Here is a 24,863-nt window from a genome sequence, read left to right on the forward strand (position 1 = left end):
ATCAGCCTCACCTTGCTGCATGGAGAGGTTACCTATAGGTTTGCGGACATGTCGAAACAACTGTCCGAAGGTCTCGGATCGACATCTCATTTCCGGTCAATCGCAGAGAGGGGCCGTGAGCGAAAGCGTGAGTGTTCTGATTGTTGAGGATCAATGGCTAGTCGCGCAGGACACTGCCGCGCGGCTGCGTCGCGCCGGTTATCAGGTGGTCGGACCTGTGCCGTCGGTATCCGCCGCTCTGCGTCTTGTTGAATCGGACAAGATTGACGTGGCGTTGCTAGACATCCAGCTGAACGGTGAAACGGGTCTGCCGGTGGCGAGGATATTGCAGGCGCGAGGCATCCCCTTTGCCTTCTTGTCGGGATTTGGCCCCGCCGACGTTCCCGCGGCTTTCCGCGACTGCAGATTCCTGCCGAAGCCGGCAACCGATGCTGTCATCCTTGCTGCTGTCAGCGAGTTGGCGTCCCTGCGCACAGCTTCGCGCTGACATTCGCTCCGCCGCATTATTACCGGAGTTGCGCCCTGGCGACCTGGTAGGCCGGACGAGGTCAGTCTCACAAAGGGCAACATTGGCGCTTTGGCCATGAGGACGGCGGACTACGACCGGCGAGGACGGAAATTCAGCGTTCAAAAAGCATCCGCCGGGGTTCCACTTCTCGGCCTGTTGGCGGCGATTTGGACTTAGGTCCGATCCCGGTCGCCAGAGGTCGGATTGCGGAACATCTGCCAAGGACCCACGTTCGGGGTTTGAGCACGGAGGTGCCGGCCGATCTCGAAGCGCAAGTTTCACGGGCAACTGTTGGGGAGTGTCGTAGTGCCGATTTCAAACGATATGGGGGACGAGTACCTGGAACTGGAATGTCCAAACTGTTCTCATGTCATCATAAAAAAGGGATCGTGGTTGAAGGTGATATCCAACTTCAACTGCACCCAATGCCATGCAAAAATCAGAATTGGTTATATGACCAAGCTCGCGCTTTTCGAGAAAAAAAGGCAAAGCATGAACCCGGCTGCGCAGTGAGCGTCCTGGCGGCCCGACAGTCGTTTGGGGTGGTGCGTTGAACCGTCGGGCCTGACCGGCCCGATGGCGGGGGAGCCAGGCCGGCTGGGTGAATCGTATACATTAGATCGTGCTTATCAAGCCCAAATACGCGGCGCGACATCGCCTGGTGACGCAACGGTGAACCCCGCGCCCGTATACGCGCTAGCAGGAACGTCGGCGGTCAACATGCCGCTCATTCGTAGAGAGTGCGAACAGCTTCATCAAACAGCTCCACCTCGGCTTCAACCTTTTCAGCCGCTTTATCGACCTTGTCGAAACGCTTCAGCATTCGATTGTGGAGCATGGACAAGCGTGCCGCATGGTAGACCACGCTGCGCTTGTAACCTTCAGAGTCGAGTGGTTCGAACAACATTGTCATGGCAGAAATCCTCAATGTTTTTCGTCCTGCAATCCTTCCCTAGTAAACCGCCAGTTAACTCTTTCGTTCCGCTGGTGATGCGAAGGCGCCCGAATGAATAACTCGTTGCGCTGTCTCCAGACTGCACGAGCGTGCTTCGTCTGTCAGAGGTTGGCCCCAAGGCTTGCGCTTGCCTCGCCTGTTCGGCTCATGCTGCGTCAGTCACGACATCGACGGCCAGCTTCAGTTCAATCGCTTTGGGCGTGAGTTGAATACCGGCGCTGCCAAGAATTGCCGAATGATCATCCTGCTGTGGTGGGACCGCCGAACCCGTCAGGAGCGACGAACCGAGCCGGCTTGGATAGTCGCCCCGCCGCAAGGACGCGAGCGATCGAAGATCACGTCGGCAGGTGCTCTGCCCTCTCTGGGAAGCCGGCGCCGCGCGCACTTACCGAAAAAACCCAAACAGAATAAGAGCGAGAAAGGCAAACAGCAGCGCTGCAGCCGCTAGCAACACACCTTTGTTGGAGCCGCGCCGAGGTTGAGGGTCAGGCACGAGTTTTTTCCGGTTTGGGAGTTCATTCATTGGACATTAATTTGCGGCTGCAAATTAGGTTCCGCTCATGCTTGAATGCCTACAATGCCGCCCCACAGCGCCCTACAGGCGCACGACCTTCGCTAGCCCTAGGCGTATCCGCTGGCCTTCTGCAAAGGACAACGCGAACGATTCCTGATTGAATGACCTGGCAATTTCCTGATCTTTCTCAACCACGCGGACGAACCATTCGCCGCAGGTTTCTGTCACTTCGACGCAAGGCACGGCCTTGCGGAATGGAACCACGTTATCCATCACAGCCGACCTACGAGCAATGGCAACATCGGTCTTATAAGGCCACCGAATTCGGGATTTCAATAAAAAAGTCGGTACGTGATCATGTAATTTACGGGATCAAGTAATTAGTGAGCAGCGGATCGCATTTGAAGTCCGCTAAGATCACCTATGTGCTCACCGAAGCATTGGGGCTCGGCCGACACGGTGATTTTGAACGCCTACGGCAATTCCTTCTCGGAGAGGTCGCTGACCGGCATGATGGCGCACCGAACCAAGATGGCGGGCATGGGGCCCGGCTGCACGCTGCATGGACTTCGGAAGACGCTGGGGAAGTACCTGGCCAAGGAGGGGCGCGACCTCGAAACAATCGGCAGGCATTCTCGGCCACGACGACCTGGACCACGTAGAGCTTTACAGCAAGGACGGAGCAGGAGCGGCTCGCCATGGATGGCATGGCGAAGCTTCTGAAGCGGTTTGTCTAACCGACTGTCTAACCAGGTTGTCTACCCTCGACGCAAAGCCTTGTGCACCAAGGCGACTGGTGGGCCCGGAGGGACTCGAACCCCCAACCAAGCGGTTATGAGCCGCCGGCTCTAACCATTGAGCTACAGGCCCCACGCGCGCTGGATTAGTGTTTTTCCTTGCGCGGCACAAGGCTTTCCGGACGGGCTGGCCGAGATCGCCCAAATCAGCCCATATTCGCGCCCTAGTCGACAGGCGCGACTGGATCGCACACCGAGGAGATTTTCATGACCAGACATATTTTGCCGCTCGCACTTGCCGCCGCGATCGCTTTTCCGGCGATGGCAAGCGCTGCCGATTCGCTGCCCCCGCCCCGCATCATCGTGTCGGGTGAAGGCCAGTCGACCGTGGCGCCTGACCTGGCGCTGCTGACGCTCAGCGTCATGCGCGAGGCCAAGACCGCACGCGCGGCACTCGACGCCAACAACGACGCCATGGCCGCCGTGATCGCGGCAATGAAGTCGGCAGGGATCAAGGACCGCGACCTGCAGACCGCCGGCATCCAGATCAACCCGCGTTACAACTACACCAACAAACCGGACGGCAGCCAGGAAGCCGAGCTTGTCGCCTACCAGGTGACCAACACACTCTTGGTGCGCATCCGCGACATCGACAAAACAGGTCAGATTCTCGACAAGGCTGTGTCGCTCGGCGTCAATCAGGGCGGAGGCATTTCGTTCTCCAACGAGGATCCGAAAGCTGCCGTCACCGAAGCCCGCAAGAAGGCGGTCGCCGATGCCATGGCCAAGGCCAAGACGCTGGCCGAAGCCGCCGGCGTCAGCATAGGCCGGGTGCTGGAAATCACCGACCAGAACGTTGCGCCGGCGCCGATGCCGATCAATGCAAAGGCCTTCGATGCGGCAGGCGCCGCGGTTCCCGTGCAGGCCGGCGAGAATGCCTACGCCGTGCAGGTAACAGTGACATTCGAGCTTAAGTAGCAGGCCGCCGGGCTGGGCGCGGTTCTGCTGAACCCGTCGGCCGGAACCGCAGATTTCCGACATGAAAAACCCCGGAGGACTGGCCTCCGGGGTTTTTTCGAGCCGCACCTTTCCGCGGAGGGAAAGGGGCTCCTGGCTGACCCTAGAAGGGTCATGCCGCTACTCCAGGTACTCCAGGCTGATCCTGGCAGAGGAACATGCCTCCGGATCGACCTTCGCAGAAGGTCGTATCCCAGACTGATCTTCGCAGAAGATCAGTCTGGTTCTCTTAGCGATAGATAACCGGGCAGCCGCGCTCATTGGCGAACACGACCACTACGCGATCGCCATACTGGCGGCCGGCGACCTTCACCACGCGGCGATTGACATCGACGATGCGGACGCGGTGCAGGCCCATGCGCTCGGCCTTGTCGAGGGCGCGGTCCGGCGAGCAGCGGCGCCAATTGCGGTCACGGCGAAAGCCGTCCTCATCGTCGCCGGTGTAGACGCCGACGCGGCGGTCATGGTTGTTGCCGAAGCCGAGATAGATCGAGTCCGCCTGGGCGGGCACTGCGGCAAGGGTGCCGAGAGCTACGAGACCCGAAAGGGCTGCCGTCTTGAATGAGTTGAACATTGTCTTCTCTCCTTGTTGAGGGCTTGCGCCCGTCTTGGTCGAACCGATGGGGGGAGAATGCTCCTTGCAATCTGAACTCTTCGCGAACCGGCCGTTCATTTTCGGTTAATCTGCCCGACAGGTCAAAAGCAACCGCCCCTTCCACCGCTGCAAACGATCCTGACCGTCAAAAACGTCCAATGGCGCGGAACGCCCTATGGCAACGTCCGTTCCAGAATGCTCAGGGCTCGTCGTCGAGCATATAGTCGAAATAATCGTCCGGCTCGGCCAGATCGGTCTCACTGGCGCGGACGCGGCCGCGCATGGAGATGCCGGCATCATGAACGGTCTCGGCACTTCCCGACACCAGCCTGTGCCACCAATAGAGGTCGTGCCCCTCGGCAACCAGCCGGTAGGCACAGGTTTTCGGCAGCCACGTGATGGTGCGCACATTCTGCGGCGTCAGCCCGACACAGTCCGGCACGCGCGCCAGCCGGTTGGCATAGTCCGAACAGCGGCAGCTTTGCCCATCGAACAGCCGGCAGCCGACTGATGTCCAGTAGATCTCGCCGGTATCCTCGTCCTCGAGTTTAGACAGGCAGCATTTTCCGCAGCCGTCGCACAGCGATTCCCACTCGGTGGGCGTCATCGCTTCCAGCGTCTTGGTCTTCCAGAACGGCGTTTCCATTATGGGTCGAGATGTGGCCTCCGCATGCGGCAAGGTCAAGCTGTTGTGTGACTTCAAGTTCCGGCCGCACCATAGGAAAAACATGAAGTTGCCTTCAAAACGCCGGTCAATCGTCCTTGGGTGCGGGTAATGCCTGCAAACCGGAACCAATCCGGTCAAGGACAGTTTGGGCAGGGATGGGACCCCACAAGGAGAATTTAAGATGAAACGCCAACCACGGGTACTGGCAGGTACGGCACTTGGCCTGCTTATGGCATCCGCGCCGTTGGGCGCATCCCCGTTGCAGGGCAACGCCGTTTTCGGCCCCTTGCAGCACACGGCCGCGCCACTGATCCTGGTCCAGGACGACCCTGCTGCAGATGGTCAGCAGACCGACCAGGAACTGCCGCGCAAAAAGAAACGCCAGCAGGCCGAACAGGCAGCGCCGGCCGCCGAGCAGCCTGCACCGGCTGCAGAGCAACCCGCCCCTGCCGCCGAGGAACAACAGCCGCGCAGGAAGAAGCGGGATCAGCAGCAGACCGAGCAGGCCCCGGCCGAACAGGCCGCACCTGCCGCCGAGGAACAGCAGCCGCGCAAAAAGAAGCGCAATCAACAGCAGCAGATCGAGGCGGCGCCTGCGGATGAGGGCGGCGCCCAGGCAGCGCCGGCGACCGATGAGCAGCCGCTCAAGCCACGCAAGAAGAAGCGTGACCAGCAGCAGATCGAGGCAGCACCGGCTGAACAACCGGCCGAACAGGTAGCTCCGGCAAATGAAGAACAGCCGCTAAAGCCACGCAAGAAGAAGCGCGACCAACAGCAGATCGAAGCGGCGCCCGCTGAACAGCCGGCCCAGCAGCCTGCCGAGCAGGCAGCGCCCACCGAACAGGTGGCGCCGGCAAACGACAACAAGTCGGGCAAGAAAAAGCGCAAGCAGGATCAGCAGATTGAGGCCGCGCCTGCCGACAAAGCGCCAGACGTCAAAGTTGCGCCTGCCGGAGAGCCCGCGCCGCAGGCCGAGCCGATTCAGCCCCCGGCCGATCAGCAAGCGGCTCCCGCCGAAGGTGAACAGCCGAAGGATCAGGCGAAAAAGCACGGCAAAAAAACTGTCGGCGAACAGCCGGTGACGGGCGAACAGCAGCCTGCGACCGGTGAACCACAGCCTGCGGAGCAACCGGCCAATGCCGAGCAGCCCGCGCAACGTGAGACGCCGGCGCAAGGCGAAGCCACGGCCAACCCCGACGAAGCACCCATCCTGGACAGCCAGAAGGATGCCAGGCGCAAGCACCGCAAGGACCAGGGCGGCAACAGCCAGAATGGCGACGGCCAAAATGGGAACGGCCAGAATGCTGGCGGCCAGACGGGCGAGCAGCCCGCGCAGGGCGGCACCGAGGCGCAAGCCCCGAAGCCGGCTCCGGTCGACCAGGGACCGCCGCCCACCGACGACAAGTCAGCTCAGCAGGCAATTCAGCCAGAAAAGATCGCCCCGGTGACGGAGGAAAAAGGCAAACGCGTCGAGCGTGCACCCGATGAGAACGTCCGCGACCGCCGGCGTCCGAAAGGCGTCGACGTCGTCAAGGAACTCGGCGACCGCGTCATCCTGCAGTTCAACAACCAGACGATCGTGGAAAGCAATGACGCTCCGCGCATGCACCGCGGCGCCAGGAATGTTTACTATGAGGAACTGTCGGGCGATCGCTCTCGGGAAATCGTCGAGCGCGACAATGGCATCCAGATCGTCACCATCCGCAACCGCAATGGCGACGTCATCAGGCGATCGCGCATCACGCCGGATGGGCACGAATATGTGCTGAGCTATGTCGACGAGCGCAGCTATGACGACGACAATGACTGGCGCGATCCCGGTGACGACCTGCCGCCGATGCGGCTCACCATCCCGCGCCGCGAGTACATCCTCGATTCGGAAGATGTCGAAAGCCCGGACGATTATTACGAGTTCCTCGAACAACCGCCGGTGGAGAAGGTCCAGCGCCTCTATTCCATCGACGAAGTGAAGCGTTCGGCGCGCGTGCGCGACATTGCCCGTCGCGTCGACCTCGATACATTGAACTTCGAGTTCGGCTCGGCCTCGATATCCGACACCGAAGTGCAGAAACTGGAAGGCGTCGCCACGGCCATGGAGAAACTGTTGAAGAAGAACCCGGCCGAAACCTTCCTGATCGAAGGCCACACCGATGCGGTTGGCACGCCGGAAGCAAACCTTGCTCTGTCCGACCGGCGCGCTGAGTCTGTCGCCGAAGCGCTGACCAATGCCTTCGGGATCCCGCCGGAAAACCTGACCACTCAGGGCTATGGCGAGGAATACCTGAAGGTCAACACCACGGCGCCCAACCGCGAGAACCGCCGTGTCGGCATCCGTCGCATCACCTCGCTGGTGGCACCGGTGGCGAGTAACAATTGATCTGCTTTCCAATGGCTTGAGCAGCTTTCTGGAATCAGATCGACAACAAGGACCCATCCCGGCAGATCGGGATGGGTCGAGCTGCGGACAGCAATCCCGGTTCAGCAAGAATTGTACTGGTATTAGAACCGGCTCATTGAATAGAGCGGCCGCCCTCCCCAGATTCAAGCCTGGGCGTTCCCTGCCCCGTCCCGACTCCAGCGGGATGCATTGAACCCCGCCGGCCCTCCCGGCGGGGTTTTTTTGCGTCGCAATTTGCCTTGCAAACTGCGGCAAGCTGATCGAAATACCCCAGTCGACCTCAGAAAGCTGACCGGAACCGCTGCATGAAACGTCTCGAACTCGCCATCGAATCGATCATCCTCGCCTCACGCTGGCTGCTGGTGGTTTTCTACATCGGGCTGGCCCTGGCGCTCGCCGTCTATGCGCTGTCCTTCGGCAAAAAACTCTACGAGTTCGTCATGGTCGCCTTCACACTCGACGACACCGACACCATCCTGAAGATGCTCGGCCTCATCGACGCCGCACTTGTCGCCTCGCTGGTGGTGATGGTGATCATCTCCGGCTACGAGAATTTCGTCAGCCGCTTCGACGACCAGGATGGCGGTGTGCACTGGCTGGGTACGATCGATGTCGGTTCGCTGAAGGTCAAGGTCGCCTCGACCATCGTCGCTATTTCCTCGATCCACCTGTTGCAGGTGTTCCTGAATTCGTCTTCCTATACGATCGACCAGCTGATGTGGCTGACCATCATCCACCTCGCTTTCGTCGTCTCGGCGCTGATGCTGGCCTATATCGACCGGCTGATGGGACTGAGCAAAGGCAAGAAGGGCGAGGAGTGATGAGCCCCTTTCTCCCCGTTCATGGGGAGGTGAGGCTGGTCCGCACAGCGGGCGAAAAGCCAATTGCTTGGTTTTTCGAAAAACGCCGGCAGGTGGATGAGGAAGCAGCGCCGTCGGCCCGTGATTTCCGTCAGTAGATGCTTTTGACGTTCGTCGGCGAATTGGCAAATACCGCGTCCGGCACGAAAAAGTCGCCGGCCAGCGGCCCGGTCGCGCCCGGCGCATAGACCGCGAAATCGGTCACGCCCTCGGCCCGCAGCACCTCTTCATCGATGTAGAAATTGCCTGATGTCTCGCGCGATGAGCGCATGAAGATGGCGTGTGCGGCATCGGCCATGATGTCGGGTAAGCGGCTCATCGCCGCCACCGTCGCGCCGCCGAGCAGATTGCGCACCGCAGCCGTGTCGATGGTCGAGATCGGCCACAGCGAATTGACCGCGATGCCGTCCTTGGCAAACTCGGCGCTCATCCCCAGCGTGCACATCGACATGCCGAACTTGGCCATGGTGTAGGCGACATGGTTCTTGAACCATTTGGCCTTCATGTCGAGCGGCGGCGCCAGATTCAAGATGTGAGGATTGCTTGCCAACTTCAGGTGCGGAATGCACATTTTCGACACCAGGAAGGTGCCGCGCGTGTTGATCTGGTGCATCAGATCGTAGCGCTTCATGTCCGTCTCCAGCGTGCCGGTGAGCTGGATGGCGCTGGCATTGTTGACGCAGATATCGATGCCGCCGAACTTTTCGACGGTCTTGGCAACCGCCTCAGCCACCTGCGCCTCCTCGCGGATGTCGCACAAAACAGGCAGCGCCTTGCCGCCGGCCTGCTCGATCTCCTCAGCTGCCGAGTAGATCGTGCCCGGCAGCTTCGGATGCGGCTCGGCGGTCTTGGCCGCGATCGTCACATTGGCGCCGTCGCGCGCAGCTCGCAGCGCGATCGAAAGACCGATGCCGCGCGACCCGCCGGAGATGAACAGCGTCTTTCCCTTGAGCGACATGTCTTGGCACCTCCCTTGCTACATCACTGACGCGAACCATTGCGCGGCGGCAATGCACTGCGCAAGGCCTCGGCAGCCTGCAACGGGTTACGCAACGTAGGCTCAAATGGATAAGGGGGTTAGACCAGCACCAGGCCCTGCCGCATCGCGATCGCGATGGCATCCGTGCGGTTCGCAGCACCCAGCTTGATCAGGATCGCGGCGACGTGGAACTTTGCCGTGTGCACGGAGATGTTCAGCCGCCGCGCGATCACCTTGTTGGGCGCGCCTTCGGCCAGCAGCGCCAGCACTTCGGCCTCGCGCGGCGACAGCGCCGGACGGGCGGTAGCGCCATCGTCCAACGGCTCCTCGCCGAACAGCCCGCTATGGCTTCCGCCGTTGGCGGCGCCATCGAAATCGTCGTGGCGAGCGGGCGTCGAACGCCCATCCCTGGACACCCGGTAGCCGGCCGCCGCAAGTCTGACGGCAGCCGCGATCAGATTCGCATCCGACGCCAAAGGCAGCACGGCAAGCACCCGGTTTTCCGGCCGGCCAGCGCTCGCGGATAGCAGCACCCGTGGGATTGCGCTGTTGCCACCATCGGCCCGATCGAGCCAGGCCGGACTGTTCGCAACAGCGTCATCGACGACAGCGACGTCGGCAATCCCGCTGCCGGCCACGACCGGAAGCAGATCGTCCGCCATGGCAAGCGAAGCTGACAGGCGCTCGGCACGCGCGGCATCGTGCAGCGCGATCAGCACCACGAGCTGGCGTCCGCCGCCCGCCACCTCCGGCCCACCCACCTCCGGCCCACCCGCCTCCGGCCTTGTCAGCGTGTCGCTTTCCATCGCCCCTCTCAGCTCAGCGGTTTTTCACCGACGGTCAGCGCGACGTCGCGCTGCTCGCCGCCGCGCACCACGCCGAGCGTCACCGCGGCGCCCGCGCTATCCGGCCCAAGCTTTCGGATCAGTTCGCGCGGGCCGTGCACGGCCTCGCCATTCCACGCCACGATGATGTCGCCCAGCGCAAGGCCGGCGGCCTTGGCCGGACCATTGTCGTCGAGGCTCATGACGATGGCGCCGCGCGCCGCGCCGTCACGGATCGGGTGCAGGCCGGCGCCGAGATAGCCGCGCGCGACATGGCCCTTTTCACGCAGCGTCGCCACGGCCCGCTCGATCGTCTCATAAGGCATGACCAGCGCACGACCACGTGGCCCAAACAGCAGCATGCCGATCAGCGCGCCCTTGGCGTCAAGCACCGGCCCGCCCTCGAAACGGCCGCCGGCATTGACGGCGAGATTGATGCGCCGATCGATGCTGCCGCCGCGCATCGAGCGCCAGGCGGGGCCGACCTCGCCGACCGAACCCGATACGGCCAGCGCCGAACCCTGACTACTGCCGATGGCGATGGCAAGATTGCCGGGCCGTACCGCGTCAGCCTTGGCCAGCGCAGGCGCTGCGGCAGCGCCGGCCGGCTTCAGAAGCGCTACGCCGGTCGACGGATCGCGACCGACCAGTTCGGCCTTCACCGCTTCGCCCGAAGCCAATGTCAATTCGATCTCCTCACCGGCCTCGACAGCTTCCTCGGCGGTGACGAAATAGCCGTCACGCCAGTGGAAGGCGCTGGCGGTGCGATGGTGATGGGTGGTGAAACTTGCCGTTGCCGGCGCAGCCTTGGCGGCGAGATCGGCGATGGCGTCGGAAAATGCATTAAGGTTGAAGTCACTCATGATGATCTCCTGGGTTTTCTCATGCCCCAGATATCGCTCGGCAGTGCGCCCGGAGGTACTCGTCTGACGGCTAGTTACTGGTGTGACTGGCCATCTGGTCAGGTCGCGGCAGTTCGAGCCGCTCCGCACATATAGTCATCATCGCGCCTGAAAACACGGAGCCCCGCCAATGGCCCTCGCCGCCCACAAATTCGAAACCGACGACACACTGCTCGACGCCTATTCGACGACAGTCGCCGACGCCGTCGACCGCATCGGCCCAGCCGTCTGCCGCATCGAGCGCGTCGGTGGCCAAGGTGGCCATGGCTCCGGCTTCGTCATCGCGCCGGACGGGCTGGTCGTTACCAATTTCCATGTCGTTGGCGATGCCAAAACGGTGCGCGTCTCTATGCCCGACGGCGCCTCCAGCGAAGGCCGCGTGCTAGGCCGCGACCCTGACACCGACATCGCGCTGGTGCGCGCCGATGGCAGCTTCACCGAAGTCGCGCCGCTCGGCGATTCCAAGCGGCTGCGGCGCGGCCAGATCGCCATTGCCATCGGCAATCCGCTCGGCTTCGAATGGACCGTAACGTCAGGCGTGGTCTCCGCACTTGGCCGTTCGATGCGCGCCTCGACCGGGCGGCTGATCGACGATGTCGTCCAGACCGATGCCGCGCTCAATCCCGGCAATTCCGGCGGACCGCTGGTGTCGTCGGCAGGCGAAGTCATCGGCGTCAACACCGCCATGATCCACGGCGCGCAAGGCATCGCCTTCGCGGTCGCTTCCAACACCGCCAACTTCGTCATTTCGGAGATCATCCGCTTCGGCCGCGTGCGGCGCGCCTTCATCGGCATCTCGGCCGACACCACCAGTTTGCCGCGCCGCGCAGCGCTCCTGTCGCAGGTGACCACCAGTACTGCGGTGCGGCTGCGCAGCGTCGAGAAAGACGGACCCGCGGCGAAGGCCGGCCTCAGGGAAGGCGACATCATCGCGGCGATAGACGGTCGCCCGGTCACCGGCGTCGACGACCTCGTGCGCATGCTCGACGCCGAACGCATCGGCCGCGAGACGCTATGCACAGTGGTGCGCCGCACCGGCGTCAGCCAGGTGACGGTGACGCCGGTAGCAAGGGCGAGCTGAGCCTTTATCGAGGCTGAGCACCCGCCCGAGCAGCGACACCAGCAGTCGCGCAAGGTCACCGGTCGGGTCGAGGTCGGGATCGTAGATCGTCATGTCCAAGCCGGTGCAGCGCTGGTCCGCTACCAGCGCCGACAGAATGGCAACGAGTTCATCGGGGTCGATGCCGGGGCTGCCGGGCGAATCCACCGCCGGCATCACCGTCTGGTCGAGCACATCGACATCGAGATGCAGCCAGTAGGGACAGCCGGCGCGCGCCAGCGTCGCTCTTGTCTTTTGCAACACTCCAGCCGCGCCGAGTTCCTGCGCGGCAAAGACGTCGATGCGCGTCACGGCGGTCGCATTGATGTCGGGCCAGGCAAAATCGGCATCGCGGCTCTCGCGTTCGCCGATCTGAACCACCGCCTCGTCGGCGACGAGCGGACCGACAACACCTGGCCATTGCGCCAGCAAAGCCTCGCCGCGTCCGGTGGCAAGTGCCAGATCCATGCCGGCAACCGAGCCGAGTGAGGCATTGACATCGTAGTTGCCGGGATGGCGGAAATCGCTGTGGCCATCGAAATGGATCAGGGCGACTGCGCCCGAGCGCCGCGCGGCGACCAGTGCGCCAAGCAGGATCGAGCAGTCGCCGCCGATGATCAGCGGGAACTCGCCTTGCCCAAGCGCACGGGTGACGATCTCGGCAAGATCGAGGTTGAAGCGGCGGATCGCCGGACCATTACGCAGCCTAGTGCCCGGTTGCGGTTCGGTACTGTAGGCGGGTCTGTCGAGATCGACCACCCGCCCCGGCGCCAGCGACTCGATCAAACCAGCTTCGCTCAGCGCCTGCGGCGCACGCCAGGTGCCGGGCACATGGCCCGGCTCCAAGGGCCGAAGGCCGAGATTGGATGGCGCACGAACAAGGCAGATGTCACGCATGCGGCAGGCCCAGCTTCAACATCACCAACATAGACCGCATGGTGCGGGTCCGGCCACAGCGGCCGGAGCCGCTGCCGACATTTGCTGCCATTGTTCAGGCGCCCGCCGCGCCCGCCGCGAATTGCGCCTGAAATTCCGGGCTGAGCGGGATCGGCTTGATGACGTCGATCAGCACGCCATTGGGATCCCTGGTGATGAAATGGCGCTGGCCGAAGGGTTCGTCGCGCAGCGGGCACAGGATCGGCAGGCCGGCCGCAACGATCCGTTCATAGACAGCATCAGGATCCCTCACCTCGAAATTGAGCAGCAGCCCCGATGTGCGGCCGCGCCCCCCCTCGGGGATCGTCTCGTGCTCGCCCTGGACGATACCGAGATTGACCCGGCGATCCTCGGCAGACTGCAGATGCACATACCAGTTGCTCGCAAACAGCGGCTTGAAGCGGAAGTGATTGATATAGAAGGCTTTTGTGCCGGCTACGTCGCCCGTCATCAGCACCGGATAATAGCTCGTCGTCTTCATCTTTCTTTCTCCCGTTAGCCAACATACAGTTTGCATGTAATTCGAAATAACATACAGGCTGCATGTATGCAACGAGAAACCCCGCGCCGCTCCAACCGCGACCGCACCGAAGCGACGCGGGCCGACCTGATCGCTGCGGCGCGCAAACTGTTCATCGAAAAGTCCTATGCCGAGACCGGCACGCCGGAGATCGTTGCGGCCGCCGGCGTCACCCGCGGCGCGCTCTATCACCACTTTGCCGACAAGCAGGCGCTGTTTGCCGCCGTGGTCGAGCAGGAGGCGGCGGCGGTGGCGCAAGAGATCGAGCGCGCCTCGCCGCCTTCTTTGTTTGCCCGCAATGCGCTGATTGCCGGCTCGGACGCCTATCTCGCCGCCATGCGCGCGCCCGGCCGCACGCGGCTTTTGCTGCTCGACGGGCCGGCCGTGCTTGGCCGCGCCGCCATGGATGCGATCGACAATCGCCACGGCAACCGGTCGCTGCGCGAAGGCCTGGTTGCGGCAATGCGCGAACAGTCGATGACCAGACTGCCGGCCGATGCGCTGACCGCTTTGCTCGCCGCTGCCTTCGACCGCGCAGCACTTGCCGTCGAGGCCGGCGCCTCGGCCGAAGACTATCGCGCCGTGCTCATGGCTCTGATCGATGGGCTGTCTCCGGCTCATCCTCAGGCAGGTCGTCCGGGTCGAACTCGTTGAAGCAGCCGAGCTGGCGTTTGAACTGGTCGATCAGCCAGGCCGCCGCCGGTTTCGGGCTGCGGTCGGCGCGGTGCATGGCATAGAGCGATGAGCGCACCTCGCTAAAGGGTTCAAGGTCGAGTTCGACCAGCCTGCCGCTGGCCAAATCGTCCGCGATCAGCCAGCGCGGCAACCCGCCCCAGCCCAGCCCCTCGCGCATCAACGTATGCTTGATACGCACATCTGTCAGCCGCCATGTACGATAGGCAAAGACGCCGAAGTCGCGTCCCTTGGTGCGTTCCGACTGGTCGCTGACAACCAGCTGGGTGTGCTCTCGCGCATCCTCGAGCGCCACCGGTTTCGGCAGCAGTGCCAGAGGGTGGGTGGGGGCGGCAGCCAGCACGATCGACATGAAGCCGATGCGCACGAGATGCACGTCGACCTCGCCCAGCAAGCCACCGATGCCAAGATCCGACTGTCCGCTGACGACATGGTCGGGGATCAGACCGAGCGTGCCGATATGCAGTCGCATCATCACGGTCGGGAACTGCGCCTCGAACGCCTTCAGCACCCGCACCAGCACCGGCGAGGGCAGCGCCGCGTCAACCGATAGCGCAACTTCAGCCTCCAGCCCCTGATGGTGACCGTCGGCACGCGAACGGATGCGCTGCAGCACGCCGACCATGCGCCGGGCGTCCTCCAGCATCGCCCGGCCGATTTCGGTCAGCTGCGGCTCGCGCGTGCCCTCGCGCTCGAACAGTTTCAGGCCAAGCTGCGCTTCAAGATTGGCGATGCCGTAGCTGATGACGGACTGCGCGCGGTTAAGCTTGCGGCCGGCGGCTGAGAAGCTGCCGGTGTCGGCGACCGCAACCAGGATCTGCAATTGGTCGAGCGTCGGATTGGGTTGCACGGCATACCTACTTTATGGATGGATCGTATAGAAAATATACCAGTTTTTTGAATGGGTCGGTAGGCCCATATCAGGCGGGAGAAATCAATTCCCACTGGAGAGAACCGCTATGTCTATCCTGCTTGTAACCTCGAGCCCGCGCGGCGCTGCCTCGCACTCGACCCGTATCGCTACCGAATTCGCTGAAAAGCTCGTCGCCGCCGACCCGTCGAATACGCTCGTCGTACGCGACCTCGTGGCCAACCCGCTGCCGCACATCGACACCGATTATGCGACCGGCATCTACACCCCCGTTGAAGCCCGCACGCCGCGCCAGGCCGAAGTCGTCGGCGTCTCCGACATCGTGCTTGACGAACTGTTCGCAGCCGACACCGTGATCCTGGCCACCGGCTTCATCAACTTCAACATCTCCTCAACCCTGAAGTCCTGGGTCGATCACATCTCCCGCTCCGGCAAGAGCTTCTCTTATGGCGAGGGTGGTCCCAAGGGCCTCGTCACCGGCAAGAAGGTCTATATCGTACTCGCCTCGGGCGGCATCTATTCCGAAGGTGCGGCCGTGCAGTTCGATCACGCCATCCCCTATCTGCGCGGCGTGCTCGGCTTTCTCGGCATGACCGATGTCGACGTCATCCGCATCGAAGGCGTCGGCATGGGCCCTGATGCCGTCACCGCCGCACTTGCCAAGGCGACCGCCAAGGTCGATGCCGTGGTGGCCAAGACCGCGAGCGCGCAAATCGCCGCGTAAGCACACCCCGTCATTCGCATTGAAAAGGCGGGCGCTTCGGCGCCTGCCTTCTTGCTGTCCGGGGCCGAGAGCAGGGTCCACCGGCAGATGGCGTGGTGTTCGTGGCGGGGTTTTCGATGGCTGCCAACTATTCTTGCCCGTTCATCAGCTGGCCCTCATAGGCTTGGAGCCCCCGGCATCGCCATCGGATTTGCCGTTGGTCCACGGCCAATCTGTTTTTGCACCGACGGATCGGGCTAAACTCGTGCAACCCTGTCAAAACAGAGAGGCAACTTATGGCCGAATGTCCGAGTGGAGGAGAGAACAACGGAATTGTCGCAAGCGCTGTTGCCGACGATGATCCGCGTCTCGCGTTCATCTATCAGGAGGCGGTGAGAGGTCTCACTCAACAGCAGACGCTTGTGGAGAACATGAGCACCCGCGCCGGCAGCCTTGTCTTTGCCATCGCATTTGCCAACTCGCTACTCGGCGGTGCGGCGCTTTCCAACGGGCTTGGGCTTTGGGATTGGACCGCAGTGGCCCTGTTGTTCGGCATCGGCGGGCTGATCGTCTTCATGCTTTGGCCCTATCACCAATATACATTCCGCTTCGATCCGGAAGATCTGCTTGATCAATATGTCGACGGCGACAGGCCGACGACAATGTCGGCCATGCGCCGCGCGCTTGCCCTTCGGATCAAGGCGGACATGGCCGGCAACTGGCGAATTATCCAGCGGCTCCGGCTGGCGTTGCAGATTGCGCTGGTTTTTCTGCTGCTCGACATCCTGGCTTGGCTTTTGGCAATTGCGGGCATCTGATCACGTCTCAAGGTGCACCGGCCTCGGTCGCGCATCATACCTGCGTCCTAGGAAATGGACAGGATCTCAAGTTCGCGCGGCCCTAGCTGGACAAAGTCGCCAACGGTTTTTCCGGTCAGCGCGATGGCAACCGGCGAACCATGCGATATGGAAGCTTCAGACGGGTTGGCCTCATCCTCTCCGACGATGCGGAAGGTCTGAGTGCGGCCATCATCACGTTTGAAGGTAACGGTGTGCCCGAAGGCGATCACCTCATTAGAGGTGGGCACCGGCATAAGCTGTGCCGTACGGACGCGCTCGGCATAGTAACGCATATCTCGAACCGGAACCGCTGACTGGCGTCGCCGCTCATTGACATCTTCCAGCACGCTAGCGGCCTCGAGAGCTTGCTGGGCGCGAGTCAATTCAACCTGCAGCGTCTTGAGGCCCGCTTCCGTGACAAGGTTGACCCGATCGGAGACAGGGCGAGCCGGCAGGATGGTTTCCGATGCTGCCTCGGCGCTTTCCTCCTTGGCAAACGCTACGCTCAATTGTCGATACTTTCTGCTTGCCGCCCACTGCCGTTATTCGAGATTCTGGCGACGGATGACCGGCGCAAAACCTATGTTCGGCGCCTCGACCAGTTCGGCCCTTACCCGAACATCCTCTCGCCTTGCTCGTCGACCAACTGCATGCCCTTCTTGATCGAGATGTCGACGGCGTCGTCCAGTCCGGCAAAGCGATCGGCGCGGATGAATTTGTGTTCCTTCATCACGCCGTCGACTTCCTTCGAAACCACGCCGCAGGTCTGGTATTGGCCCCCCTCCGCCTTGTAGGGCGTGGCGCTGATCAAAAATCCCTTGTGCTCAACCTGCTTTGCCGGTGCTGCGCTCTTGGGCTCGCCCCCCTCACCGCCACCACCGAAAAGACGCTTCAGAAAAGACATGGGGCTTCCTCCAACGGCAATCATCCTGCACCACGTCTCGCGGTGCAGGATGATTTTCAGTACCGTTCCTCAGTCGAACGGGCAAGCGTTCTCGCCAGGGGTCAACCGCGCGATAGCGCTTCCAGGGCTTCAGCGGCGGCTTCCAGGACTGCAATCGCCTCGGCCTGCTTTTCAGCCGGCGCGTCGACGAGATCGCCGAGCGCGGCACGCAGCCGGTGGCGCACGGCGCGGAACTCCTCGCGGGCATCCGAGCGACCCCGTCCACCACGCCGTCCGCCTTCCTCGCCGTCGTCGTTCCAGCCGAACCAGTCCCGCGCTTTCGCCATCTTGCGGCCGAAGCGCTCGAGATGCTCCAGCACGCCGTCGATCATCTCGCGGTTCTCGGCGAGATGCGCCTGGCCCGCCTCGGTGATCGAAAACACCTTCTTGTTGCCGTCGGCGGCTGAAGCCGCATAGCCGGCCTCTTCCAGGAAGGTCAGCGTCGGATAGACGACGCCCGGGCTCGGGCTGTAGATGCCGCTGGTGCGCTCTTCCAGCGCCTTGATGATGTCGTAGCCGTGGCGAGGCGCCTCGGCCAGCAGCGACAGCGTGATCAGCTTGAGATCGCCGTCGGCCAGCATGCGCCCGGCGCGAAACATGTCGCCCGGGCCGCCGCGTCCACCGCCACGTCCGCCGTGGCCGAACGGACCAAAGCCGCTGCCCCCTCTTCCACCAAATTTGCCTGCCATGTGCAGGAATGCGCGCTCGGCGCGCTCGCCAAAGGGATGATGTCTATGCATGAATTGCTCCTTGAGTTATATCTTACGATACATCTTAATTAGGCTTGCCCCGCCGACGAGTCAAGATATATCTTACGATGTATCTAAAGGCGGCGCCAGAAGGTTGATTTCGCCGCCGCCGGCAGCTAGAAAGCGCGTGAGGGCCAGAACCTCTCCGTAAGCGTCTGACGTCAAGCAACGCATCCACCCCGGTCTTTCCGGGCAGTTCCGCCGGAAACCCGGCGCAATGGATGCCAAATGCGACGGACCGGATGTTTCAGGAAAATCCAAAAATGACCACGAACCGTAAGCGCGGCAAGCTGCCGGCGCGCTATGCCGCGATCGTCAGCCCGCTGGTGCTGTCGCTGCTGATGACCTTCATCGTCTCGTTCATATCGACGCTGAAAAGCCTTGGACTGCAACCTGATTTGCCGGCTGTCTGGCTCACTGCCTGGGGCCTGTCCTGGCTGGTAGCGTTCCCAACGTTGCTCATGGTGCTGCCGGCGGTGCGCCGCATTGTCGGCTGGCTTTGCGAGCCGGCGTCCCGGTAACGCCCATGACGGTAAGGCCCGCAGATTCTTCGGGCCTTGCCTCGCTACCAGCGGCCCTTGCGCCGGTTCCAGGCATAGAGAAGATCGGCGAAACGATCATAGGCCAAGCGCGTCAGCGGCAGCGCGACCGGATTGCCGAAGAGCGTCGCCAGCCAGCCCTCGCCCGGCGTCGCCCGCCAGACGGCAACCGCGACATCGGCGCCGACCAGCAGCCTGCCTTCGGCATCGGTGGCATGCAGCCGGCGGCGTATGTCCTCCAGCGAGGCGCTGTAGCCAGAGAGCGCCGCCGGTTCGAGGTTGATGTCGCGGAATTCGATCCGCCCGGCCTTGATCGCCTCGATCAGCCGCCGTTTCTGCCGGGTGATGCCGCCATCGCAAACCGGGCAGCGTGTGTTGTACCAGACGGTCAGCGCAGGCTTGGACATGGCGCGACTATCGCCTTGACGGCACGGCCCCGCAATATGACGCCGAGCCGCACGGACCCACGCCCAGCGCTATCCAAGCGAAGTGACGATCTCGCGATAGGCAAATTCCGGGAAAGCCTTGAGCGTTCGCGTCTTGACGCTGCCACCCGTTGCCAGCATCAGGGCGAAACGAGCAAGCACAGCATCGTCGGGCGCCTCGATAATCGCCACCATGTCATATTCGCCCATAGTCAGGTAAAACGCCTTGAACGAGCCGCCCATGTCGGCCAGTTGCTTCTTGGCGGCATCGAGCCGCTTCGGCGACTCTCGGATATTTCTGGCGCCCTGTTCCGTCCAGTTCATCAGCAGGATGTAGGTTGTCATCACACACCTCCCTCCGGCGCCACGGAGCACGGCTGAGGACATCAGCCGGGGCGGACATCCGGTTTTTCGCCCAGAACATGCATCCGACCAGGCAAGTATCCTCCCGACGGAGATGGGCGACAAGAGCCTTCACCCGGCAACAAAAAGGGCGCCATCGGCGCCCTTTTCGAATGCTGGTCTGTTGCCGGTATCAGCTGTCGAGGAAGCTCCTCAGCTTGCGGCTCCGGCTCGGGTGCTTGAGCTTGCGCAGCGCCTTGGCTTCGATCTGGCGGATACGCTCGCGCGTCACCGAGAACTGCTGGCCGACTTCTTCCAGCGTGTGGTCGGTGTTCATGCCGATGCCGAAGCGCATGCGCAGCACCCGCTCCTCGCGCGGCGTCAGCGAGGCGAGCACCCGCGTGGTGGTCTCGCGCAGATTGGCTTGGATCGCCGCATCGATCGGCAGGATCGCCATCTTGTCCTCGATGAAATCGCCCAGATGCGAATCCTCTTCGTCACCCACAGGGGTTTCGAGCGAGATCGGCTCCTTGGCGATCTTCAACACCTTGCGCACTTTTTCGAGCGGCATTGCGAGCTTTTCTGCCAGTTCCTCCGGCGTCGGCTCGCGGCCGATTTCATGCAGCATCTGGCGCGACGTGCGCACGATCTTGTTGATCGTTTCGATCATGTGCACCGGGATGCGGATGGTGCGCGCCTGGTCGGCGATCGAACGCGTGATCGCCTGCCGGATCCACCATGTCGCGTAGGTCGAGAACTTGTAGCCGCGGCGGTATTCGAATTTGTCGACCGCCTTCATCAAGCCGATATTGCCTTCCTGGATCAGGTCGAGGAACTGCAGGCCGCGATTGGTATATTTCTTGGCGATGGAGATGACGAGGCGCAGATTGGCCTCGACCATTTCCTTCTTGGCGATCGCGGCTTCGCGCTCGCCCTTCTGCACCTGGTTGACGATCTTGCGGAATTCCAGGATTGAGATCGCCGTCTCGGTTGCGAGGTTCTGGATTTCCGAACGCAGATCCTTGATCGCGTCTTTCTCGTTCTTGGTGAATTCCTTCCAACCGCGCGAGGTCAGGTTGCCGATCGAGCGCGTCCAGTTCGGGTCGAGCTCGGAGCCCTGATATTCCTTGAGGAACTCCTCGCGGCGCACGCCATAGCTTTCGGCCAGGCGCAGCAGCTTGCCTTCGTTCTGCACCAGCCGCTTGTTGATGTCGTAGAGCTGCTCGACCAGCGCCTCGATGCGCGCCGTGTTGAGCGACAGCGACTTCACCGCCTTGATCAGTTGGTCCTTCAGCTCCTTCAGGCGGCGGTCCTGGCTTGGCGACAGCGTGCCGGTCGCGGCCAGACGGTTCTCGACCTGCTGGTCCTGCAGCTTGCGCAGCTTCTTGTAGGTGTCGGCGATGACGTCGAGCGTCTCCATCACCTGCGGGCGCAGTTCCGCTTCCATCGCCGCCAGCGACAGGCTCGCCTCGTCCTCGTCTTCCTCGTCGTCATCGACCAGGCCGCGCGTGTCGGCGCCGACATTGGTGATGTCGTCTTCCTCGTCGCGTCCACGCCTCGGCTTGTCCTCGGCCTTGGGCGCCTCCTCGATGCGCTCGACCACCGGCGCCTGCTTGGCTTCGGGGCCGGCATAGGTGGCTTCGAGGTCGATGATCTCGCGCAGCAGGATCTTGGATTCGTTGAGCTCGTCACGCCAGATGATGATGGCCTGGAAGGTCAGCGGGCTTTCGCAGAGGCCCGCAATCATCGTCTCGCGGCCGGCCTCGATGCGCTTGGCGATCGCGATTTCGCCCTCGCGCGACAGGAGCTCGACCGAGCCCATCTCGCGCAGATACATGCGCACCGGGTCATCGGTGCGGTCGGTCGGCTCTTTCTTGGTGGTCGTGGCGGCGACGGCGGTGCCGGTCTGCTCGGCCAGCTCGTTGGCGTCTTCCTCGGCGTCGGCATTGCTGTCGGCGGCCTCGGGCTCCTCGCTCTGATCGTCGTCCTCGACCACGTTGATGCCCATGTCGGACAGCATCGCATTGATGTCTTCGATGCGATCCGGATCGGTCTCTTCCGACGGCAGCACCGCGTTCAGTTCGTCGAGAGTCACATAGCCGCGCTTCTTGGCGGCCTTGATCATCTTCTTGACAGCATCATCGGAAAGGTCGAGCAGAGGCCCATCGGTGGCGCCTTCACGTTCGGTCTCGACCTCTTCCTTTTCCTTTGTCGCCATAGTCTTTATCTTCTCCTAGCGGCCGAGCATCGAAGCCGCGTAGCTGCCGCACCGGTCAAACTACATGCGCTGGTGGCGCTTAACCGGGCCGGTAACCGAATCAACTCTTTTGTTTGTTCATATCGTGCCCCCAAAACCGGTTTTCACTTTTGGGCGATATGCATTAAGTCCAGATTAACCCTGATATCTGTGGCAGGCTGACAGCCTGTCCAGTGATCAGCACCTCGCGTCAGTGCATTTCCATCGACGCCGGCGCGGGTTAAGGTTTCGAATCGTCCTGATTCCGTCATTCTGCCAGAAGGTCAAGCGCCTCTCGCATGATTCGCATCAAAAAAGCGAATCAATTACCCGACTTAGAGGCGTCGATTCGACGCGCAGCACGTACATCATCCATTCTTGCGCAGGTTTCGACCTACACGCGCCCACCCCTGCCCGAGGACACACCGAAGCCTTCGATCAGCGCTTCCGTTGCTTGTACATCACGGAATTGCGCCTGAATCTCGATGAGGTGCCGGTAGTTTTCGTCAGTGGGATCGCTGGCGAGCGCTGCTTCCGCCTGTTTCAGCTCCTTATGTAAGGTGCGCGCGCTGCGCTGCAAGTGCAGCGCCTGGTTGAAGGCGTCGCGGGCATCGTCAAGCGCTGCGGTTTCCAGCGCGGGCCATTGCCTGGCCCGTTGGATGAGCGCCACGGCGCGCCCCCAGATATCGCTGCAGCCGGCACGTTCGATGGTGGCGATCACCGCGCTACGGTCATTGGCCATGTCGTGCGCCATCGCATCGAGGATGGCGGCGTGCAGCCGCTGCAAATCGGTGTTGGCGAGATCGAGTAACTCGACATGGGCGAAGTTCTCGTCGATCAGCGCCGGATGGTTGACGAGGGCTACGATGATCGTCGCCTCGCGCACCGACATCATCTCGCCACCGCGTTTGACCATGGCGGAGCGGCCGAGGCTTTCGGTGATCGCGGCGCGCGCGCCTGCCCCGCTGCCTTTGGCGAACTGTCCGCCGGGTGCGGGCGTTTTGCCCTGCCCCGGTTTCCAGTCCTGGCGACCTTGCCGCACTTCGCGCTGGGCGCTGAAGAAGGTCAGCTCCCGCTCGCGCATCCACTGCTGGTAGTGGTAGCGCTGGCTCTCATCGCGGATGCGGCTGGTCAGTTCGCGCAGCGTCTTTGTCAGCCCCGCCCGCCGCTCCGGCGTGTCGAAGACGCCACCGGATGTCTCACGCATCCACAACAAATCAGCGAGAGGCCGCGCTTCCGCCAGCACGGCACGAAACGCGTCCGGCCCTTCTGCCTTGACCAGATCGTCGGGATCCTTGCCCTCCGGCAACAGCGCAAAGCGCACCGACCGCCCGGCCTGCACCGACGGCAGCGCGAGATCCGCGGCGCGCCACGCCGCCTTCAGCCCGGCCTGGTCGCCGTCGAAGCACAGCATCGGCTCAGGCGCCATGCGCCACAGAAGTTCGAGTTGGTTTTCGGTGAGCGCGGTGCCGAGCGGCGCCACGGCATTCTCGAAGCCGGCCTGCGCCAGCGCAATCACGTCCATATAGCCTTCGACGGCAATCACCGTGCCGCCTTTCGCCAGCGCTTTGCGGGCGCGGGCGAAATTGTAGAGCACGTTGCCCTTGTGGAAGAGCTCGGTGTCGGGCGAATTCATGTATTTGGCCAGCGCATCGGGCGCCAGTGCGCGGCCGCCAAAGGCGATGATCTTGCCGCGAGAATCCGGGATCGGGAACATGATGCGATCGCGGAACCAGTCATAGGAGACCGGGATGTCGTCGCCATGACGCACCAGCCCGCAGGCCTCGATGTCGGCCTTGGGCACACCCTTGGCGGCAAGATGTTCCTTCAGCGCATTGCGGCTGTCGGGCGCAAAGCCCAGCCGGAACGATTGCTGCGTCGCCGGCGTCAGCCCGCGATCCCTGAGATAGGCGCGGGCTTTTGCACCCTCCGGTCCTTGCAGCCGCTCCTGGAAGAAGGCAGTCGCCATCTCCATGACATCGGTCAGACTGGCGCGTTCCTTCTCACGCTGTTCTTCCCGCTCGTCGCGCACCGGCATCGGCACGCCGGCCATGTCGGCGATCTTCTCGACCGCTTCGGGAAAGCTTAATCCGTCGAGCTCGGTCAGGAACTTGAAATGATCGCCCGACACCGAACAGCCGAAACAGTGATAGCGGCCCTTCTTGTCCTCGCAGTGGAAGGAGGGGCTCTTTTCGCCATGGAACGGACAACAGGCCCAATAGTCGCCGCGCGAGGCGTTGGTCTTCTTCCTGTCCCATGCGACGCGCTGGCCGATAACCGATGAAATCGGCACACGGTCGCGTATCTCATCGAGAAAGGCGGGCGGAAAGCGCATTGGGGAACTCGTTTGTCCCTCATATAATCATGCTCGCGGAATCCGACGACCCTTATTGCGGACCATACCCGGTTTCCACAGCCAAAAAGCCCGGTTTCTACAGCCAAAAGAAAGGCGGCCGTTTCGGGCCGCCTCCTTTCAAGTCTCTGCATTGCGCCGGCGAGGCCGGGCTTAATGCGCGGCAATGGCGCCGAAGATGATGCCGGACAGGACGCTGACCAGCACATAGTCGTTGCCGACGCGGATCCATTCCTGGCCGGGGCCGGGGCGATGCAGGCCATAGCGGCCATAATCGCGGATCGGCTGGTGCCGCTTCCAGCTGGAATATTTCCGGCCATTGCGCCAATGGCTGCGCTTGACGACCACCGTCTTCTTCACGACGCGCTTCCTGATATCGACATGCTTGCCGGGCCTCTGCCAGTCGACCTGCGTGTAATTCGACTGCGGTGCGACCGGTGCGTTCACCGGTGCGGCCTGGCCGGTAAGCGAAGTGGCGGCCAGCATCGAGAAAGCGAGGGCGGAAAGAACAATACGTTTCATAGCGGGGCTCCTTGGTTGTCGATGCCTAGGGAATAGCGCCCGAAGGATGAACCGAAACTGAACACTAGCATTACATTTACGCAATGAAATCCGGCGCTTATCCTGGATATTTGAACATCATCGCAAAGGCGATTGCC

General features: G+C 62.4%; 28 protein-coding genes and 1 tRNA gene. 10 read left to right on the plus strand and 19 right to left on the minus strand.

Going from position 1 to position 24,863, the window contains the following annotated elements; translation table 11 throughout:
• Positions 1-115: 115 nt before the first annotated feature.
• The gene (locus NKH22_RS09415; protein ID WP_023670881.1) at positions 116-487 is read left to right on the plus strand and encodes a response regulator; all 372 of its coding nucleotides are present in this window, start codon (positions 116-118) and stop codon (positions 485-487) included.
• A gap of 371 nt (positions 488-858) precedes the next feature.
• On the plus strand, positions 859-1,062 hold the full coding sequence (locus NKH22_RS09420; protein ID WP_155921622.1) for a hypothetical protein: 204 nt from the start codon (positions 859-861) through the stop codon (positions 1,060-1,062).
• Between the two features lie 173 nt (positions 1,063-1,235).
• Here the strand turns inward: NKH22_RS09420 and NKH22_RS09425 are convergent, their stop codons facing one another.
• From NKH22_RS09425 to NKH22_RS09435, 3 genes are all read right to left on the minus strand, one after another.
• On the minus strand, positions 1,236-1,421 hold the full coding sequence (locus tag NKH22_RS09425; protein WP_023681021.1) for a hypothetical protein: 186 nt from the start codon (positions 1,419-1,421) through the stop codon (positions 1,236-1,238).
• Positions 1,422-2,058: 637 nt separating this feature from the next.
• A complete protein-coding gene (locus NKH22_RS09430) occupies positions 2,059-2,250 on the minus strand; it encodes a hypothetical protein (RefSeq protein WP_023670878.1) in 192 nt (63 codons plus the stop codon).
• Positions 2,251-2,771: 521 nt separating this feature from the next.
• A tRNA-Ile gene (locus NKH22_RS09435) sits at positions 2,772-2,847 on the minus strand.
• Between the two features lie 134 nt (positions 2,848-2,981).
• On the opposite strand from NKH22_RS09435, the gene NKH22_RS09440 reads away from it, so the two are divergent.
• A complete protein-coding gene (locus NKH22_RS09440; RefSeq protein ID WP_352909441.1) occupies positions 2,982-3,692 on the plus strand; it encodes an SIMPL domain-containing protein in 711 nt (236 codons plus the stop codon).
• Positions 3,693-3,960: 268 nt separating this feature from the next.
• On the opposite strand, the gene NKH22_RS09445 is transcribed toward NKH22_RS09440, so the two are convergent.
• Both NKH22_RS09445 and NKH22_RS09450 read right to left on the minus strand, forming a co-directional pair.
• Positions 3,961-4,305 carry a hypothetical protein gene (locus NKH22_RS09445; protein ID WP_023672466.1) on the minus strand — a complete coding sequence of 115 codons (345 nt, stop codon included), beginning with the start codon at positions 4,303-4,305 and terminating at the stop codon, positions 3,961-3,963.
• A gap of 220 nt (positions 4,306-4,525) precedes the next feature.
• The gene (locus tag NKH22_RS09450) at positions 4,526-4,972 is read right to left on the minus strand and encodes a YcgN family cysteine cluster protein (RefSeq protein WP_023672465.1); all 447 of its coding nucleotides are present in this window, start codon (positions 4,970-4,972) and stop codon (positions 4,526-4,528) included.
• Between the two features lie 202 nt (positions 4,973-5,174).
• On the opposite strand from NKH22_RS09450, the gene NKH22_RS09455 reads away from it, so the two are divergent.
• Together NKH22_RS09455 and NKH22_RS09460 are read left to right on the plus strand one after the other, a co-directional pair.
• Complete coding sequence (locus tag NKH22_RS09455; RefSeq protein WP_023691506.1) at positions 5,175-7,370, plus strand: OmpA family protein; 2,196 nt, start codon at positions 5,175-5,177, stop codon at positions 7,368-7,370.
• Positions 7,371-7,696: 326 nt separating this feature from the next.
• Entirely contained in the window at positions 7,697-8,212 is a 516-nt protein-coding gene (locus tag NKH22_RS09460) for a TIGR00645 family protein (protein WP_023672463.1), read from the plus strand.
• Positions 8,213-8,342: 130 nt separating this feature from the next.
• On the opposite strand, the gene NKH22_RS09465 is transcribed toward NKH22_RS09460, so the two are convergent.
• The 3 genes from NKH22_RS09465 to NKH22_RS09475 form a co-directional block, all read right to left on the minus strand.
• Entirely contained in the window at positions 8,343-9,209 is an 867-nt protein-coding gene (locus NKH22_RS09465; RefSeq protein ID WP_023672462.1) for an SDR family oxidoreductase, read from the minus strand.
• A gap of 119 nt (positions 9,210-9,328) precedes the next feature.
• The gene (locus NKH22_RS09470) at positions 9,329-10,036 is read right to left on the minus strand and encodes a helix-turn-helix transcriptional regulator (RefSeq protein WP_155922376.1); all 708 of its coding nucleotides are present in this window, start codon (positions 10,034-10,036) and stop codon (positions 9,329-9,331) included.
• 8 nt (positions 10,037-10,044) lie between these two features.
• Positions 10,045-10,917 (minus strand): S1C family serine protease, encoded by an 873-nt coding sequence (locus tag NKH22_RS09475; protein ID WP_023689760.1) that lies wholly within the window; start codon positions 10,915-10,917, stop codon positions 10,045-10,047.
• Positions 10,918-11,086: 169 nt separating this feature from the next.
• On the opposite strand from NKH22_RS09475, the gene NKH22_RS09480 reads away from it, so the two are divergent.
• Positions 11,087-12,037: a S1C family serine protease gene (locus NKH22_RS09480; RefSeq protein WP_023689759.1), complete on the plus strand. Its 951-nt coding sequence runs from the start codon at positions 11,087-11,089 to the stop codon at positions 12,035-12,037.
• Here NKH22_RS09480 and NKH22_RS09485 read toward each other — a convergent pair.
• Positions 11,969-12,952, minus strand: coding sequence for an arginase family protein (locus tag NKH22_RS09485; protein WP_352909443.1), 984 nt, complete (start codon positions 12,950-12,952; stop codon positions 11,969-11,971). The genes NKH22_RS09480 and NKH22_RS09485 overlap by 69 nt on opposite strands.
• Before the next feature lie 94 nt (positions 12,953-13,046).
• A complete protein-coding gene (locus NKH22_RS09490; protein ID WP_023689757.1) occupies positions 13,047-13,472 on the minus strand; it encodes a VOC family protein in 426 nt (141 codons plus the stop codon).
• 66 nt (positions 13,473-13,538) lie between these two features.
• Between NKH22_RS09490 and NKH22_RS09495 the strand changes: the two genes are divergently transcribed.
• Positions 13,539-14,165, plus strand: coding sequence for a TetR/AcrR family transcriptional regulator (locus tag NKH22_RS09495; RefSeq protein ID WP_023672456.1), 627 nt, complete (start codon positions 13,539-13,541; stop codon positions 14,163-14,165).
• Here NKH22_RS09495 and NKH22_RS09500 read toward each other — a convergent pair.
• The gene (locus tag NKH22_RS09500) at positions 14,098-15,054 is read right to left on the minus strand and encodes a LysR family transcriptional regulator (protein ID WP_023683802.1); all 957 of its coding nucleotides are present in this window, start codon (positions 15,052-15,054) and stop codon (positions 14,098-14,100) included. The two genes, NKH22_RS09495 and NKH22_RS09500, sit on opposite strands and share 68 nt — an antisense overlap.
• 109 nt (positions 15,055-15,163) lie before the next feature.
• On the opposite strand from NKH22_RS09500, the gene NKH22_RS09505 reads away from it, so the two are divergent.
• Both NKH22_RS09505 and NKH22_RS09510 read left to right on the plus strand, forming a co-directional pair.
• Entirely contained in the window at positions 15,164-15,799 is a 636-nt protein-coding gene (locus NKH22_RS09505; RefSeq protein ID WP_023689756.1) for an FMN-dependent NADH-azoreductase, read from the plus strand.
• A gap of 218 nt (positions 15,800-16,017) precedes the next feature.
• Complete coding sequence (locus NKH22_RS09510; protein WP_245260622.1) at positions 16,018-16,596, plus strand: hypothetical protein; 579 nt, start codon at positions 16,018-16,020, stop codon at positions 16,594-16,596.
• Between the two features lie 47 nt (positions 16,597-16,643).
• Here NKH22_RS09510 and greA read toward each other — a convergent pair whose 3' ends face one another.
• The 3 genes from greA to NKH22_RS09525 form a co-directional block, all read right to left on the minus strand.
• Complete coding sequence (gene greA / locus NKH22_RS09515) at positions 16,644-17,126, minus strand: transcription elongation factor GreA (protein ID WP_023683799.1); 483 nt, start codon at positions 17,124-17,126, stop codon at positions 16,644-16,646.
• A 101-nt stretch (positions 17,127-17,227) separates the two neighbouring features.
• The gene (locus tag NKH22_RS09520) at positions 17,228-17,521 is read right to left on the minus strand and encodes an HlyU family transcriptional regulator (RefSeq protein ID WP_023672451.1); all 294 of its coding nucleotides are present in this window, start codon (positions 17,519-17,521) and stop codon (positions 17,228-17,230) included.
• A gap of 101 nt (positions 17,522-17,622) precedes the next feature.
• Entirely contained in the window at positions 17,623-18,300 is a 678-nt protein-coding gene (locus tag NKH22_RS09525; protein WP_023689755.1) for a PadR family transcriptional regulator, read from the minus strand.
• A gap of 272 nt (positions 18,301-18,572) precedes the next feature.
• Here NKH22_RS09525 and NKH22_RS09530 point away from each other — a divergent pair, with 272 nt between their 5' ends.
• Entirely contained in the window at positions 18,573-18,830 is a 258-nt protein-coding gene (locus NKH22_RS09530; protein ID WP_023683797.1) for a DUF2798 domain-containing protein, read from the plus strand.
• Between the two features lie 44 nt (positions 18,831-18,874).
• On the opposite strand, the gene NKH22_RS09535 is transcribed toward NKH22_RS09530, so the two are convergent.
• From NKH22_RS09535 to NKH22_RS09555, 5 genes are all read right to left on the minus strand, one after another.
• Positions 18,875-19,255: a thiol-disulfide oxidoreductase DCC family protein gene (locus NKH22_RS09535; RefSeq protein ID WP_023697082.1), complete on the minus strand. Its 381-nt coding sequence runs from the start codon at positions 19,253-19,255 to the stop codon at positions 18,875-18,877.
• A 69-nt stretch (positions 19,256-19,324) separates the two neighbouring features.
• Positions 19,325-19,618: a GYD domain-containing protein gene (locus NKH22_RS09540; protein ID WP_023672447.1), complete on the minus strand. Its 294-nt coding sequence runs from the start codon at positions 19,616-19,618 to the stop codon at positions 19,325-19,327.
• A gap of 190 nt (positions 19,619-19,808) precedes the next feature.
• A complete protein-coding gene (rpoD, locus tag NKH22_RS09545; protein WP_023672446.1) occupies positions 19,809-21,833 on the minus strand; it encodes an RNA polymerase sigma factor RpoD in 2,025 nt (674 codons plus the stop codon).
• A 412-nt stretch (positions 21,834-22,245) separates the two neighbouring features.
• The gene (dnaG, locus tag NKH22_RS09550) at positions 22,246-24,186 is read right to left on the minus strand and encodes a DNA primase (RefSeq protein WP_352909445.1); all 1,941 of its coding nucleotides are present in this window, start codon (positions 24,184-24,186) and stop codon (positions 22,246-22,248) included.
• 171 nt (positions 24,187-24,357) lie between these two features.
• Positions 24,358-24,726: an RcnB family protein gene (locus tag NKH22_RS09555; RefSeq protein WP_023697079.1), complete on the minus strand. Its 369-nt coding sequence runs from the start codon at positions 24,724-24,726 to the stop codon at positions 24,358-24,360.
• Between the last annotated feature and the right edge of the window lie 137 nt (positions 24,727-24,863).

This window comes from Mesorhizobium sp. M1252 (assembly GCF_040318265.1).
Lineage (GTDB): Bacteria > Pseudomonadota > Alphaproteobacteria > Rhizobiales > Rhizobiaceae > Mesorhizobium.